Source organism: Caballeronia sp., from assembly GCF_028292365.1.
Classification (GTDB): Bacteria; Pseudomonadota; Gammaproteobacteria; order Burkholderiales; family Burkholderiaceae; genus Caballeronia.
In genome coordinates this window covers 1-15,574 of sequence record NZ_JAQGMM010000598.1, presented here as the reverse complement: position 1 = coordinate 15,574, position 15,574 = coordinate 1, and the positions used below count along the sequence as shown (strand labels likewise).

The window sequence follows — 15,574 nt, the reverse complement described above, 5'->3', positions numbered from 1 at the left end:
GGCCAAGGGTTAAAAGCGCTAAGCCGAAGCCGCGTTTCACTCGCGTTTATTTGGCGAACAGCGACGCCATGTTGGCGAATGCCTTGAACTCCACGGCATTGCCCGACGGATCGAGGAAGAACATGGTCGCCTGTTCGCCCACTTCGCCTTTAAAGCGAATATGCGGCTCGATGACGAATTTCGTGCCGGCGCCGCGCAGCTTTTCCGCTGCCGCTTCCCACTGTTCCATGGAGAGCACCGCGCCGAAATGGCGAACCGGAACGTTGTCGCCATCCACTGCGCTCGTGTTCCGATGTCCCGCTTCATCCGGCGACAAATGCGCCACTATCTGGTGGCCATAGAAGTTGAAGTCCACCCAGTCCGGCGAACTCCGGCCTTCGGGACAACCGAGCAGGTCGCCGTAGAAGCCGCGGGCAGCTTCAAGACTATGAACGGGAAATGCGAGATGGAACGGGGGCATGGCTGTGCTGGCGGGATGACTCATGGTAGCTCCTGAAAATGCGGCTTTTGGCTTGAGGGACGCACCATTTTACGATTGATAATGGTGATTAAAAAACGAAAGTTTTTGGGTCTGAGTACAAATTTTATCGATGAATGGTGGGGCGTGGAGATCGGGAATAAAGAGCTTGAAGGCGATCGCCCGGGCGGTACGTTTGTGGCTGCAGTTGACCATCTTGGAATGAACTAGTCGGCCGTCAGCGCCGATCCAGCTGCTCGACCAGGCTAGAGGAATCGCGGTAGTTCGCAAACTCAGACTGTAATCGCTTACTAAAAATGCCCATTCGTCTACTTCGCGCGCGCACGGACAAAATATTAGAGTTTAACGGGCACCCTGAAAATAGCATAAGCCATTGTTTATTATAGATAAATTCGTGAATAACTCAGCTTCTCTTGAGACATTGCCTGTTGACAAGTGGATTTGGTCTATCTACATTCTGAGTAAGCGCTTACCAGATGAGCGGAATGACTCGGGTAGTTTTGCGCTCGCAACCAGTTGGCCAGCAAAGCGGTTCGTGACAACGAAGTCATAAGGCGCCGGTTACAGCGCGCACTCAAAGAGACGCCCATGGACGAACGTTCGAAGCTCGCGAATGACAACACAAGCGAACACACAAGCGATCCCGCCAACGCTTTCACCATCCATCCGCTCAACTGCGGCACCATTCGCAACCACGAACGCTCAGGCTTCTTGTACCGCACGGATTGTGGCGGCGGGCGTATCAATGCTCCGTGTATTGCGTGGCTGTTGCGCAGTCAAAATCACACGCTGCTTGTAGACACAGGGCCGGGCACAAGACGTCACGCTGCGCGTTTTTACAGCGACGACGATGTGAACCAGGAGGATCTCCTGCGCGACGAGCTGGCCCGCCTGGACATTAACCCCTCCGACTTGACGCACGTCATCCTCACGCATCTGCATAACGACCATGTCGGTGGGGCGCCGCTGCTGACGAACGCGCGTTTTTACGTGCAAGAGGCGGAGCTTAAAGAAGCCGTATGGCCAGTGCCTTTTCAACGGCCCATTTACGAAACCAACCAGCGCGGCAAGATTCCTTCATGGGTCGAAATTCTGGACCGCATGGAAGTGCTCGAAGGCGACGTGGAGATCGTGCCCGGAGTGCGCGCGTTGCTGCTGCCTGGTCACACCGCCGGATCACAAGGGGTGCTGGTGAATACCGCAGAGGGCGAGTTCCTGATTGCGGGGGATCTGGTGCCTCTATACGAAAATTGGCCCGGAACAGAAAGTCAGGCGATACCCAACGGGAATCACACGGACTTGCGCGCTTACGCTGCAAGCTTCAAACGCCTGGCGGCGCTTAACGCCACGATATTGCCGGCGCACGAGCCGCGCGTGTTCGATTTCAAACAATACCCTTCGTGCCGTTGTCTCTAGCGCGTCTTGCAACAGGCATCGATATAAGCGTGGTGCCTGGCGCATGACAATCGAGCAGCACCCAGCGGTAAACCTCTGCGGCGAGGCTGTTGCGCCCAAGCACACACACGACAAAAAAATCCAGGAGACAAAACATGAATCAGCGTTGGTTTCGCTTACTGCCTGTGATGATGGTCACGTTCATCATTGCGTTCATGGACCGCACTAACATCGGCTTCGCCATACCGTTGATGGGCAAGGAGTTGAGCATCACCTCATCGGTGCTGGGATTCGCATCGGGGGTGCTGTTTTTCGGCTATGGCGTGTCCCAGACCGTATCCGGCTGGCTGGCAGATAAAGGGCATGGGCGGATCCTGGTTGCGCTTCTCATGGTGCTTTGGGGCTTGACCGAAATCTCGCAGGGCTTCGTCCATTCAGCAACCCAGTTAGTGATCGTACGTTTCGCGATCGGGCTGTTCGAAGGTGGCGTGTTCCCAACGTTCCTGTTGTTCGTCAAGAACTGGTTTGCGCCGTCTGAGCGAGCTCGCGCCAATGGTATCTGGCAACTGTGCTATCCACTGGCTGCAGTGATTAGTGGTCCTATCGCCGGCTATATCCTGCGTTCAGGCGACTGGCGTTCGTTGTTTATTATCGAAGGAATTTTCCCGCTGGTCTGGGTGTTTGTCTGGCTGTGGGGCGTGGCTGATTCCCCGCTGCATGCGAAGTGGCTGAGCGAGGCTGACCGCGCGCGCATCATCGACAAGATCGAGAACGAAAACACGTTGCGCGCTGAAAGGGAGGCGCCGGGCGTGCCGGCCTCGTTCGGATCGCAAATGACACGCTTGCCCGTGCTGCTGTTCACTGCGTCAATCCTCTTGTGGAACGTCGGCTTCCTTGGCTTCGTCATCTGGTTGCCGAGCGTGATCCATCAGCAGCCCGGTTTGACGCAAACGGAAGTCGGCTGGCTCAGCGCGATTCCCTATGCATGCGCAATTGTCGTCATGCAGATCCTGACCTACTGGTCCGACCGTACGCTTGACCGCCGCCTTTTCTCCGCGCTTCCGCTCGCTGTCTCGGGCGCCGCGCTGGTCGTGGGAGGGTTGAGCTACGGCAGCAACACGTTCGTCGTCAACATGGGGCTGCTGGTGATCGCGGGCGCGATGTTGTATGGCTCGCAACCTGTGCTTTGGTCGATCGCGACAGAGATCCTGCCCAGCAGCGTGACCGGGTCAGTGAGCGGGACGATCAACGCGGTGGGCGTGATAGGCGCATTTGCCGGACCGTATCTCGTTGGCTATGTCCGCGCGGTCACGCAATCATTTTCCGCAGGTTTGCTGGTCATGGGAGGGAGCTTGATCGGTACATGTATTTTGGTGTTGCTGATCAAGGAAGCCGGCAGGCCCCGAACGCCCGCCGTCACTTCGCATCTTGATCTGAGGCAGATCGTTGATTGAGTGTGGCGCAGCGCATTCGTGGCAGGTGCGTGGCCGGTGACGTGGCAGGCGATTGATCTCCAATGCTGCTGAATCTATTCAAGCTGCCCCGTTGAATAACTGTTGGTGACACGAGATCATCGACAACGAGCGGCTGACCCAGCACGCATCCAACAAGTGGGCATATGCAAAACTTTACCTTCCACAATCCTACCAAGATCATTTTCGGCGAAGGCCAGATTGCTGCGTTAAATTCAGAAATTCCGCACGACGCGCGCGTACTGATTACTTCCGGTGGCGGCAGTATCAAGAGCAATGGCGTGCTCGCCCAAGTGCAGGCGGCACTGGGAGAGCGCGCATGGTTCGTGTTCAGCGGCATCGAACCAAATCCGACTTACGAAACCCTGATGCAAGCGGTTGCGATGGCGCGCGAGAAGGACATCGACTTTCTGCTCGCGGTGGGCGGAGGCTCGGTCATCGACGGTACGAAGTTCATTGCAGCTGCCCTGAAGTTCGACGGCGAACCCTGGGACATTCTGGAAAAGCAGGCCGAGGTGCATGACGCCATGCCGTTTGGAAGCGTGTTGACGCTGCCTGCTACCGGTTCGGAAATGAACAGCGGCGGTGTCATCAGCCACCGTGCCCGAGGCGACAAGCTTCCGTTCAGCAGCGAAGCCACGTACCCGCGCTTCTCGGTGCTCGATCCCACCACGACGTATTCGTTGCCGCCACGGCAGATAGCCAACGGCGTGGTGGACGCGTTCGTGCATATTGTCGAGCAATACCTGACCTATCCGGTTGGCGCAAACGTGCAGGACCGTTTCGCGGAAGGACTCCTGATCACCCTGACCGAGGTGGGCCCGCAAGCGCTTGCCGAGCCGGACAACTACGAGGTTCGCGCCAATCTCATGTGGACGGCCACCATGGCGCTTAACGGGTTGATCGGCGCCGGCGTGCCCCAGGACTGGGCGACGCATATGCTGGGCCACGAAATCACGGCAATGCACGGACTCGATCATGCGCAGACGCTCGCCATCGTCCTACCGGCGATGCTCAACGTACGTCGTGAGGAAAAGCGCGCAAAGTTGCTGCAATACGCGGAGCGTGTCTGGAACATTACGGGCGGCAGCGAAGACAATCGCATTAACAAGGCGATCACGGCGACCCGCGTGTTCTTCGAGCGGCTGACAGTCGGCACCCGCTTACGCGACTACGAGATCGGTGGCGCTTCAATTGGCAGTCTCGTCGCGAAGCTTGAAGAGCACGGCATGACGGCCTTGGGTGAACACGGCAGCGTGACGCCTGAGGTGGCTCGCAAGATTTATCAGATGGCCGTTTAACGTAGTTTCGCAGTTTCTCCCCTGATGCCGGGCGGTTGGGTGATCAGCAATTTCTATCGATCGACCCGGTCACTTTCGATTATCTTCGATCAATTTTGCGTCGATATACTCGATTTCGATCAGCCTGGAACGGGTGTCCGCCGTGTGCGAATGCCGGGTTCATGCCTGTGCTTGATCAGCGCAAACACGTTTCGGGTACGAACCCGGCATTCAACCAGCGGATGGGGAGAACGGCATGAGCAGGGCAAGCGCAATCGTCACAGAACACGCCCAGGCGAAAACCTCGGTTCGCTGGAAGATTTTCCTGATGCTGTTGTTGCTGGTCACGGTCAACTACATCGATCGCGCGTCCCTGTCGGTTGCCATGCCAATGATCGCTAGCGAGTTCACGCTCACGCCGGTCATGCAGGGCCTCATCATGAGTTCGTTCTTCTGGTCATACACGCTGATGCAGATTCCAGGCGGCATGGCTGTGGACCGCTTCAAGCCGCGGCTGGTGCTCGCACTCTGCACCTTGCTGTGGGGCGCGTTCCAGGGCCTCGGTGCGCTGACGACCAATGCGGTGTCGCTACTGGTTACGCGGCTTGGACTCGGGGTGGCGGAAGCACCCGTGGCTTCGGCGGGCGGCGCGCTCAATGCGATGTGGCTCACGCAGCATGAGCGGGTGCGTGGCGCATCGCTGATGGATGGCGGTTCGCCTCTCGGCGCGGCGCTCGGATCACTGCTGATCGCCTGGCTGATCGTGGTCGCCCATTCCTGGCGGGCGGCGTTTGCCATAGCCGGCGTTGGCACTATCCTCTGCGGCATAGGCACCTGGCTTTATATCAAGAACCAGCCCCGTGAACACGCGGGCGTCAATGAAGCTGAAGCCGAACATATCGAACAAGCCCGGCAGCACGAATACGAGAAGGAAGCGAAGGAACTCTCGGGGAAGACAATCGACTTCTTCAAGTATCGTTCGGTACTGCTGATGTTTGTCGGTTTCATGTGCTGTACGACGCTTTACTATGGCTTGCTGACATGGATGCCCACCTATCTGCACAAGGTGCAGGGTTTCGACATTCAGCAAATGGGCGGCGCCAGCTTTGTCATTTTCTTCTGCGGCTTCATTGGCGAACTGGTGGGCGGGTATGTCGCTGACAAGTGGCTCGCGAGCGGCGCCGCGCCGAATCTCGTGATGCGCACGATCTTCGGCGTTGCCGGCGCGGTTGCCACGATTGCGGTGTTTTCCGTGGCGCATGCGAAGAGCCCGACGACCGTCGTGATCCTGTTGTCCATCACGCTCTTCTTCCTGCGATGGGGCGGCCTTTACTGGTCGATCCCCGCGATGCTCGCGACGCGTCACAAGGTGGGCGTACTCGGCGGCCTGCTCAACTTCGGCGGGAACATCGGCGGCATGGTGATTCCGATCGCGATCGGCGCAATTGTGCAGTACACAGGTTCTTACTTTCTCGCGTTGATGTGTTTCGCTGCAATGGGCGTCGGGCTCCTGCTTTGTTCAGTTGGAATCGACTATGAAACGAAGATTCCGGTCTGAACGGTCCTCGTGCCTCGCATGATCCAGGCAGCTACCGAGATGAAATAAATGGGAATGGCAATATGGAATTAGCAACATGGGAATAGCAAAGGTCGAAGATATTATCGGCGAGACCGTGCGGCGCGATATCGGTCGCATGAAGCGGTTCGTCGAAGGTCAGCTGGAGGCGGCCGCACGGTCGATCTTGAGCACGCCGAATGCGCACGTGGGCATCGTGACAGGCTTTTTCATCCGCAACGCGGTGCCACCCTCGCCAGAGACGGATGGCCTTGGCGGCATGGCGCATATGGCCGCCGCGCTGGCAAACCTCGGCATACCCGTGACAGTCATTTCGGACGCGCCATGCAGCAAGGCGGTCTGGGCGGTCACCACGGAACTGCCGGAGGGCGTTGCGCTCGAGATCACCTCGCTGAGCGCGGCGTCGGTCAGGGCGTTGCGCAGCCGCCTGAGCGCCGGCGAGCGGCCCCTCACGCATCTGATCGCTATCGAGCGTGTGTCGCCGGCAAGCGATGGCAAGCCGCATCGCGAATACGGCGCGGACATGTCCGACGATACGGCGCCGTTGCACCTGCTGTTCGACGACCCCGACTGGCAGCGCCCCTGGGTGACGATCGGTATCGGCGACGGCGGCAACGAGATTGGCATGGGCGTGCTGCCCGATGAGATTGTCCGTGAAGACATTCCTAACGGTCACCTCATCAGCGCGGCTGTTTCCGCGGATTACCTGATTGTCTCGAGTGTTTCGAACTGGGGCGGCTGGGGACTGGTTTCCGCCATGGCGATGGTTGCTCCGAAGGACGCGGCGGCAAAGCTTCTTGCTGACTTCACGCCCGACCGTGATAGGGCCTATCTTACTGCCGCCGTCGAGGTGGGGCAGGCCGTTGACGATAGCCGCATCGACCGTCCCGCCACACCCAAGATGAGCGTCGACCGGCTTTCTTGGGAACAGCATGCGCAGGTACTGGGGAGACTCAGGGCGCATGTTGACGGATACCTTGCGGATCTGCAGGGCTCGTGAACGCGGCAGCGCGGTTCATCTGCTGACGCTCTGGCGTTCGAACCGCGCTCCTTCGTGAGCCGCCAGCCTGCCCGAAGATTTTCATACACCCTGTTTCTTCGTGTCCAGGTGAGCATGATCGAAGAGAGCAGGATCGGGTGCTGCCTGCCGCCGGCGCGAATGACCGTTGAAGCGGGGCTGCATGGTGGGCTGGTCGAGATCGGCGTGGTCGCCTAGCTCGGCCCACCGCAGGAATGAAGCCTAGAAACCGTACAGGCTTGCCGGATTCTCAACCAGGATCCGATGCCTTGCCGAATCATCAGGTATCCATAACGTCAGGTCATCCAGCAGGCGGGCGGCGTCCGGCTTGTTGTCGGCGCTTTGCGTCGGGTGAGGCCAGTCCGATCCCCAGATCATCCGATCCGGCGCAAGCTGCACCAGGCTTCGCGCGACCACGCCCGCGTCGGCATAATCGGGCGCTCCGGTTCTCGACACCAGATAGGGTCCGCTCAGCTTGACCCAGGTCCGGCCGCGCGCCACCAGTTCTTCGACCACCCCGAACGCGGGATGCGCGACGCCGGCCGGTTGCGGCATCTGCCCCATATGGTCGATCACGAGCGGCGATGACAGGCTCGCGAGCAACTGCCGGTGTTCCAGTATTTGCGCGGCGCTGGCGTTGACCTGGATATGCCAGCCAAGCGGGTCGATTCGCTTCGACAGCGGTTCGATCATCGCTACGGTCAGACCGACCAGGAACTCGAGATTGAAGCGCAGTCCTCGCACGCCCGCATCGTGAAGATTTCGCAGCTCGCTATCGGTCACGGTGTCGGCGACGGCTGCGATGCCTCGTGCATCAGCCCCGAACTGCGACAGCGCGTCTAGCAGGCAGCGGTTGTCGGTTCCGTAGCTGGATGGCTGCACCACGACGTGCCGCCCGATACCCAGCTTTTGCCGCAGCGCGCGATAATCAGCGACCGTTGCGTCGGCGGGTCGCAATTGCGCGGCCGGATCGATCGGGTAGCGCGAGTCGTAGATGTGGTGGTGGCTGTCTGTGAGTTTCCCGCCGTAGCGGGTTCCTGCGGTTTGCAGGGGGGAAGGGCGTTCGCCGGGGTCATCCTGCTTCTCTTGCATCAAATAGCTCTCTTCTCAATCCGGTCTATTGCGCGTGTTCAAGCGCCCACTGTGCGACGTCCCGGTGTGTCGCGAACCAAACCTTCGGATGCGACTGCGCGTGCCGGATGATTTCTTCAAGAATCCAGATGCGCGAGCGGTAGCCGGTCACATGCGGATGCATCGTCAGCTGGAAAATTCCACGTTCCCTGTAGGCTGCGTCGAATTCGCGGCGAAAAATATCGTACACGTCGGCGGGCGACGTGTACGGCCGTACCGCTTCGAAGCGGTTCATGATCAGATAGGCGCCGTCGTCACGGATCCACTCGACCGGCAATTCCACCAGTCCGCTCGGCACGCCGGCCTCGAGCAACTCATAGCAGTCGACGTCCGCCATCAGTGACGAATCGTAGCGCAGTCCCATCTCTCGCGCGATAGAGAGAGTGTTCGGGCTGAAATCCCACGATGGTGTGCGCATGCCGACCGGGCGCTGTCCCGTGATCGACTCGAGCGTATCCGCCGAGCGCAGCAGCAGATCGCGTTCAGCCTCATGCGGGAGGACGGAATTCAGTTCATGGATCCAGCCGTGCAGGCCCACTTCATGGCCTTCGCCGACAATGAGCTGCGCCTCCTCCGGATGAAGCAGCGCGGTTACCGCCGGCACGAAGAAGGAGGCGGGCACGGTATGCTTGCGCAGCACGTCGAGAATGCGCGGCATTCCCGCACGGCTGCCGTACTGTCCCCAGCTGAGCCTGCCAATAGAATGTCCGCCCTCGCGCAATTCACTCGTTTCATGATCGCAATCGAACGAGAGCGCGACCGCGCATTGGGCCTCGTCCGGCCAGGCCGTGGGCCGAAGCGCTCTTCCGGCGCGAACCTGGTCGACCAATTTTCGCCAATGGTGGTCGGGCCATTGCCAGGGTTGGTCATGCGAGTCTTTTGTGTCCATCGAAGCGTCCTGTCTGACGGTTGTGCTGCTGTTAAAGGGAAGTATTCAGGCTGATCTGGTCAGCCGCACGAAGAGACACGCATGTCTGCATTCCGGACGCGACCCGCCACGCGACCATGAAAAGTCCCGGGCGCGGCAAACGTCATACCGGAAGCTTCTTTTCGTAGTCGATGCCGAGCGAGCAGAGCAACAATCCCACACCGGTCGCGGCGAAAAACATCATGGCGAGGAAGTACGAGCCTGTCGCCTGCACGATGGCTCCAACCAGGATGGGCGCGCCGATGCCGCCGATCGCAGCCCCCAGGTTCAGGAATCCGCCGAGCGTGCCCACCTTGGCGCGCGTGCCGAGCAGCGGGGGAATGCACCAGTAGAGGTTGCCCCAGCGCAAGAAAAACACAGTGCACGACAGAAGCACGACGACAAGCGTGGTGCTCGACAAATAAGCCGCTGAAAACACCGCCACCGTGGCAATGACTGCAGCGATTCCGAAGATCGTGCGCAACACGGTATTCGGTCTGCCGCCCGAGGCCAGCCATTTGTCCGCGATCCACGCGCCGACGAGTTCACCGACGAAGCCGGAGAAGTAGATGATGAAGCTCGATCCACCCATCTGGCGGATATCGAGGCCGTGTTCTTTCATCAGATAGCTTGGCATCCATGTGAGCAGGCCGTTGAAGAGCGTATTGCAGCACATGAAGCCAAAAAACATGAACAGGAACGAGCGGTACTTCAGGAAGTCGAGCGCCCTCCCGGAGGCGTCGGCCGGCTCGCGCCTCAGTTCCTCGTCGTGCGAACTCTCGATAAACATGGCTTCGGCTTCGTTGACGGCGGGGTGCTCGCGCGGATGATTGCGTATGTAAGCCCACGCGAGGGCACCAACCAGTGCCGTGGCTGCGCCGGCCACCACGAATGCGATGCGCCACGAACCGAACGACGTGATCAACGCGGAGATCAGGATGGAACCCACGGCCGCCCCAAGCGGCGCGCCGCCGTCCATCAGCGAAGCGCCACGCGTGCGTTCGTTGCGCGTAAGCCATAGTGCGTTGAGCTTGCCGCCGGCGGGCGCGATCGCGGCTTCGGAAAACCCGAGACCCAACCGCATGAGCAGCAGGGACAGGGCATTGGTGCAGAATCCCGCGCCGGCCTGGAACGCTCCCCAGATCAGCGTGGCGACCGTGATCACGAGGCGGGGCTTGAAGCGGTCGACCAGCATGCCGGAAGGAATTTGCATGAGCGTGTACGACCAGAAGAACGAACTCAGGATGAGCCCTTGCATGACCGGCGACAGCGTGAACTCTTTGGCGATCAGCGGCATCGCAACGGAGAGTGAAGCCCGGTCCACATAGTTGACCGTTATCAGCATTAGCAGGAACCAGAAGATCCTCCATCGAACCGATGACTTCCGGGTGGGGGCCAGCGTAGCCGTTCTTGTGTTCATGTCCTTTTCCTATTTTCAGTCATGGCGGCCGCTTGGCGGGAACGAGCGGCACGAATATAAAACGACGAGACTGGCCGCCGGTGTTCAAGTCTTGCGCCAGTTGCTGATACAGCACGTTGAACCGGCGTGGCAGGAACGGCGCGCACGGCACATGCGGCGCACCACTCGCTTGCAGGTTAGAACTTCACGCGCAGACCCGCGCGCGCGACCCATTGCGTGGTCGTACTTGATTCCACTGCCGGGAATCCCTGGTAAATGTCGGCGTTTGCCCCGCCCGAGGCCTTTTGATATGCCCCATTGAAGTAGACATCCGTGCGTTTGGAGAGGGCGTAGTCGGCCAGCAGGTTGACCTGGTTGTACTTCGGCTTCGCGCCGTTGTAGTCCACCTTGGCTTCCGTGAAGGTGTAGCCGGCGCCCAGCGTCGTCGCCGGCGTCACCTGATATTGCCCCCAGATTTCATAGTTGTCGAAGGTCACGGTATTGCCCTTTACGCCGCTTGCGTCATCGAACTTCGTATTCGTATAGGCAAGGCTTACGCGTGCCTGGCCGATCGTGTACGCGCCACCCACGCCGATGTTCCGCATATTGGCCGGATTGCCCACGTAGCCGAACGCGCCTTCGCCGTTCGAAATACCCGGCGTTGCATTGGGCTTGAAACCGCCGTCGGCGAATTGTTGTGCGGGGTTGGTCGCGTAGAAATATGCAGCGCCCAGGTACAGCGGACCATTGCGATAGTTCGCGCCGCCAGCGATCGTGCTGTTTTGACGGAAGTTGCCCGCCACGCCGCCGAATGCATACATTGCCTCGGCGGTGACGCCGTTCCAGGTCGGCGTGACGTACTTGACGGAGTTGTTCACGCGAAAGGCATTGTCGGTGTTATCGATATCGCTCGGATGCGAGAACAGTCCACCCCACTGGCCGTTGGACGTGGTCGACGCGACCATGTCGACCACCGGGTCGTATTGGCGGCCGACGGTCAGCGTTCCCCACCGCTGATTCGCCAGGCCCACCCAGGCCTGGCGTCCGAATTCGAGTCCACCCTGTCCAAGCCCGCCGGTAGAGAGGTTGTAGCCGTTTTCCAACTGGAAGATCGCCCTCGTTCCCCCGCCAAGATCCTCGCTTCCCTTCAGGCCCCATCGGCTGCCGCCTTCCACGCCGCTTTGCATGGCCCACTGGCTGTGGCCGGCGGAGTTGCTGGCGTAGGTCAGGCCTTCGTCGATCAGGCCGTACAGCGTGACGCTGCTTTGCGCGAATGCTGGCACCGCGAACATGCTGGAGAGCGCAACAGCGATCAGTGATTTTTGTATCATCTGTACTCCAAATTAACTACGCGATTCATATACCGATCTTGCAACTGCTCATGCAGCTCGATTTGCGGTCTCGAGATCGGAGGGTGATTGGGTGAGGCGATCGACTCTACGGGCTGTCTTGCAGCAAACCGATCTTGAGTCGAACCATGTCGACATCAGTACAAACGTAACCAATTCCGCGAATCAACTATACAAAGTCAAATTTGACGGGAGATAATCAAAGTTAGTGAAGCTAACTGATAGAGAACTACGATCATGCGCATTTCCTTGCAGCAAATCGAAACCTTTTACTGGGTTGCGCGACTGGGCGGATTTCACGCGGCTGCACGTCACCAGCATCTCACTCAGCCCACCATCTCAGCGCGCATCCAGGAGTTCGAGGAACACCTTGGCGTGCGGCTCTTCGAGCGCGGCCGGGGTCGCTCCGAGCTCACGTTGGCGGGCCGCGACGCACTCGCCGACGCGGAGAAAATGCTCAAGCTCGCCGACAATCTCGAACGGGTCGGCAAGCGTGCCGACCCCATGCAAGGGCTGCTGCGGCTTGGCGCGAACGAGTCCATCGCTCAGGCAGGTCTGGCGGACTTGCTCACGCATATGAAGACGCGCTACCCACAGATGAAAATCGAGCTGACCATCGATGTCGGCGTGACGCTCGGCCGCAAGCTGGGCGCTCGCGAAATTGACGTCGCGATACTGAACGATTCCACCGACGCTCCGCATGTGGTGGAGACGGCTATAGGACATACCGACCTTCACTGGGTTGCGTCGCCGCAGCTCGTGCCTGACCCCATCGCCACGCCTTACACTCTTGCGTCTGCTCCCATCATCACGGTCTCCCAGCCGTCGTCGAACCATTCGCTGGTAATGAACTGGTTCCGCAACGCGCGTTGTACGCCGGAAAACATCAGTTCGTGTAATTCCCTGTCTACAATGTTGCGGCTCGTGGCGGCGGGACATGCGGCGGCGGTGCTGTCTCCCGCGATCATGTGCGCTGACATTGAGAACGGACTGGTTCATGTACTGAACACCGAACGGCCCATCACCCAGCAAGCGTTTTTCGTGGCCTACCAGGAAGAGCGGCATGGAGGCATGGACGCCATCGTGGAACTCGTGAAAGATGTGCTCACGCGCAGCCGCTTGTTGATTCCCGATTAACGATTCCGGATGAGCCCCTGCGGCGCGCTATCCCGCGCACGAAGCAAACGAAGGTTCATGCGGCCAAGGAATGTTCCCGCTCGATGACGCGCTGTCCGGTTTGCGCATCGAACAGATGGATTTCCTCCGGCAGCGGCGAGATGCACAAGGTCTCTCCGGGTCGAGCCAGAACGCGTTCTCGAAACTCGCAGACAAGCTCTTCCTTGCCGCGGCGAACATTGACTTGGGTGGCCGATCCGGTGGTTTCAACTACTACGACCTCGGTTGGCGTGCCGCTCTCCGTGGCGGCGAAGTGCTCGGGCCGGATCCCAAGGATCACAGGCCGCGGGCACTCCACGGCGAGCCGGCGTCCAAAGGGCACCGTGAAGCCGCTCGCGGAACTGAACACCGTCCCTTGCTCACCGTCGGCGAGGACGCCCTCGATGAAGTTCATGGCCGGCGAGCCGATGAAGCCCGCGACGAACACGTTGCGCGGCTGATCGTAGACTTCGAGCGGCGCGCCTACTTGCTCGACTACACCGTCGCGCATCACGACGATCTTGTCGGCGAGGGTCATTGCTTCGACCTGATCGTGCGTGACATAGATAGTGGTGGTGCGCAGACGCTGGTGCAACTGCTTTATCTCGGTACGCATGGCGACACGCAGCTTGGCGTCAAGATTCGACAGGGGTTCGTCGAACAAGAAGACTTGCGGATCCCGCACGATCGCGCGTCCCATCGCTACGCGCTGGCGCTGGCCTCCAGAGAGCTGGCGGGGATAGCGCTCAAGAAGCGGACCCAGCGCGAGGATCTCGGCGGCGCGCCGTACCCGCTGCTCGATTTCGGCCTTCCGCACCTTGCTGATGGTGAGCGAGAAACCCATGTTCTCCCCCACGGTCATGTGCGGGTAGAGCGCATAGTTTTGAAACACCATCGCCATATCGCGGTCCTTCGGCGACAGGTCATTGACCACCCGTCCCGACATGCGGATCTCACCCGAGGTGATGGTCTCGAGACCCGCGATCATGCGCAGCAGTGTGGACTTGCCACATCCCGACGGTCCCACCAGTACGGCAAACTCGCCGTCAGCGACATTCACGTTGATGCCGTGAATGACGGCGTGGGATCCGTATGACTTTTGAACATTCTGGATGGTGAGGTCTGCCAAGGCGATGACTCCGGGAAATAGGTGAGTGGTGAACGCGCGGCCCTGGGGCTCACGGCATCAGCAGACCGCCGTTGACCTCGACCACCTGGCCGGTCACATAGCCGCTGAGTTGATCGGAGCAAAGGAAGAGGAATGTTCCGACACAGTCCTCCGGATCGCCGATGCGGCCCATCGGGATCTGCGTGGCGGTGGCCTTGAGCTGTTCCTGCGACGTCACCCGGTCCTGCATGTCGGTCGTGATGACACCGGGCGAGACAACGTTCACCCTGATGCCCTCGCGCGCATGCTCCTTCGCGATCGAGCGTGAGAACGTGGACACGAACCCCTTGGCGCCGGCGTAGACCGCGGACCCTGCGCCACCGCCGGTCCGCCCCGCCACCGAGCTGACGTTGATGATGTTGCCGCCGCTATTCTGCTTGCGAAACTGCCGGACGGCCGCGCGGCATGCGCTGAATACCGGTCGCACATTGATCGCCATATGACGCTCGAAGAGCTCGTCGGGGAAGTCAGGGAGACTCACGCGGGAGATCTGGTCCCCCGCGTTGTTGATCAGGATGTCGAGCCGCCCGAAGGCCGCAACAGTCTCCTGGATCAGCTGGTCGGCGGCGCCCGGCTCGGTGAGATCAGCCTGGACGATGCGGGCGCTGCCGCCGTGTTCTTCGATATAGGCGGCGACCGCTTCGGCCTGTTCCTTGCCGCTGCGGTAGTGAACCATCACTTTTGCGCCCTGCGCGCCAAGGCCTTGAGCCACAGCCGCGCCGATGCCGCGGCTGGCGCCGGTCACGAGGCAGGCCTTGCCCGCGATTTCATTCAGAGTCATGTGAGTTTTCTCCATTGTTGGATGCTGGATGCGGCCGCTGGCCGGTTCATGAATGCCCGGCCAGCAGGAAGGGCAGCGCGGCCTCATGGAACGCGTCCGCTTGTTCGAGCTGCGGCGTATGACCGGCGTCCTCGATGACCGCCAGCGCGGCGCCCGGGATACGCTCACGCATCAGCTCTCCGTGCTCGGGAGTGCGCGCGCGATCGTGCCGGCCCTGGACGATCAGCGTCGGTACCCGGATGCCCGAGAGCTGCTCGAGCGTGTCGTTCACGGCATTCGAGCGTGCTGCCTCGATAGCAGCGGCGGGCGTGGCCCCGAGTGCAATGCTGCGAAATCTCGCTAGCTTCGCGTCGGACGGAGGATGAAGAAAGAAGCCGTTGACGACCGGGGTTATCGCGGCTTCATCCCAGGGCGCGGCTTCCATGGCGTCGGCTTTCGCGAGCGCCGCTGCGGGGTCCGCGGTTG

The 15,574-nt window shown here is 60.2% G+C and carries 14 protein-coding genes; 6 read left to right on the top strand and 8 right to left on the bottom strand.

The annotated features are described in order from the left end of the window. Positions 1–46 precede the first annotated feature (46 nt). Positions 47–484 (bottom strand): VOC family protein, encoded by a 438-nt coding sequence (locus tag JWR14_RS35155; RefSeq protein ID WP_299718708.1) that lies wholly within the window; start codon positions 482–484, stop codon positions 47–49. Between the two features lie 582 nt (positions 485–1,066). On the opposite strand from JWR14_RS35155, the gene JWR14_RS35150 reads away from it, so the two are divergent. The 5 genes from JWR14_RS35150 to JWR14_RS35130 all read left to right on the top strand — a co-directional run bounded on the left by JWR14_RS35150 (position 1,067) and on the right by JWR14_RS35130 (position 7,201). Beyond that, the gene (locus JWR14_RS35150) at positions 1,067–1,894 is read left to right on the top strand and encodes an N-acyl homoserine lactonase family protein (protein ID WP_299718706.1); all 828 of its coding nucleotides are present in this window, start codon (positions 1,067–1,069) and stop codon (positions 1,892–1,894) included. Positions 1,895–2,028: 134 nt separating this feature from the next. After that, positions 2,029–3,327, top strand: coding sequence for an MFS transporter (locus tag JWR14_RS35145; RefSeq protein ID WP_299718704.1), 1,299 nt, complete (start codon positions 2,029–2,031; stop codon positions 3,325–3,327). A gap of 164 nt (positions 3,328–3,491) precedes the next feature. Then, positions 3,492–4,646, top strand: a complete 1,155-nt coding sequence (yqhD, locus tag JWR14_RS35140; protein WP_299718702.1) for an alcohol dehydrogenase — start codon at positions 3,492–3,494, stop codon at positions 4,644–4,646. Between the two features lie 235 nt (positions 4,647–4,881). Next, the gene (locus JWR14_RS35135; RefSeq protein ID WP_299718699.1) at positions 4,882–6,183 is read left to right on the top strand and encodes an MFS transporter; all 1,302 of its coding nucleotides are present in this window, start codon (positions 4,882–4,884) and stop codon (positions 6,181–6,183) included. A gap of 76 nt (positions 6,184–6,259) precedes the next feature. Beyond that, positions 6,260–7,201: a glutamate cyclase domain-containing protein gene (locus tag JWR14_RS35130; RefSeq protein ID WP_299718697.1), complete on the top strand. Its 942-nt coding sequence runs from the start codon at positions 6,260–6,262 to the stop codon at positions 7,199–7,201. Positions 7,202–7,441: 240 nt separating this feature from the next. Here the strand turns inward: JWR14_RS35130 and JWR14_RS35125 are convergent, their stop codons facing one another. The 4 genes from JWR14_RS35125 to JWR14_RS35110 form a co-directional block, all read right to left on the bottom strand. Further along, entirely contained in the window at positions 7,442–8,311 is an 870-nt protein-coding gene (locus tag JWR14_RS35125; RefSeq protein WP_299718695.1) for an amidohydrolase family protein, read from the bottom strand. A gap of 25 nt (positions 8,312–8,336) precedes the next feature. Continuing rightward, positions 8,337–9,239, bottom strand: coding sequence for a polysaccharide deacetylase (locus tag JWR14_RS35120; RefSeq protein WP_299718693.1), 903 nt, complete (start codon positions 9,237–9,239; stop codon positions 8,337–8,339). Positions 9,240–9,381: 142 nt separating this feature from the next. Beyond that, on the bottom strand, positions 9,382–10,677 hold the full coding sequence (locus JWR14_RS35115; protein WP_299718691.1) for an MFS transporter: 1,296 nt from the start codon (positions 10,675–10,677) through the stop codon (positions 9,382–9,384). Positions 10,678–10,853: 176 nt separating this feature from the next. Continuing rightward, entirely contained in the window at positions 10,854–11,987 is a 1,134-nt protein-coding gene (locus JWR14_RS35110) for a porin (protein ID WP_299718689.1), read from the bottom strand. A 255-nt stretch (positions 11,988–12,242) separates the two neighbouring features. Here JWR14_RS35110 and JWR14_RS35105 point away from each other — a divergent pair, with 255 nt between their 5' ends. After that, a complete protein-coding gene (locus tag JWR14_RS35105) occupies positions 12,243–13,142 on the top strand; it encodes a LysR family transcriptional regulator (RefSeq protein WP_299718687.1) in 900 nt (299 codons plus the stop codon). 55 nt (positions 13,143–13,197) lie between these two features. Here the strand turns inward: JWR14_RS35105 and ugpC are convergent, their stop codons facing one another. From ugpC to JWR14_RS35090, 3 genes are all read right to left on the bottom strand, one after another. Next, positions 13,198–14,289 carry a sn-glycerol-3-phosphate ABC transporter ATP-binding protein UgpC gene (gene ugpC, locus JWR14_RS35100; protein WP_299718685.1) on the bottom strand — a complete coding sequence of 364 codons (1,092 nt, stop codon included), beginning with the start codon at positions 14,287–14,289 and terminating at the stop codon, positions 13,198–13,200. A gap of 49 nt (positions 14,290–14,338) precedes the next feature. Further along, positions 14,339–15,109 carry a 3-oxoacyl-ACP reductase family protein gene (locus JWR14_RS35095; RefSeq protein ID WP_299718683.1) on the bottom strand — a complete coding sequence of 257 codons (771 nt, stop codon included), beginning with the start codon at positions 15,107–15,109 and terminating at the stop codon, positions 14,339–14,341. Between the two features lie 46 nt (positions 15,110–15,155). Continuing rightward, the coding region (locus JWR14_RS35090; protein WP_299718681.1) for an alpha/beta fold hydrolase at positions 15,156–15,574 on the bottom strand (419 nt) is incomplete at its 5' end.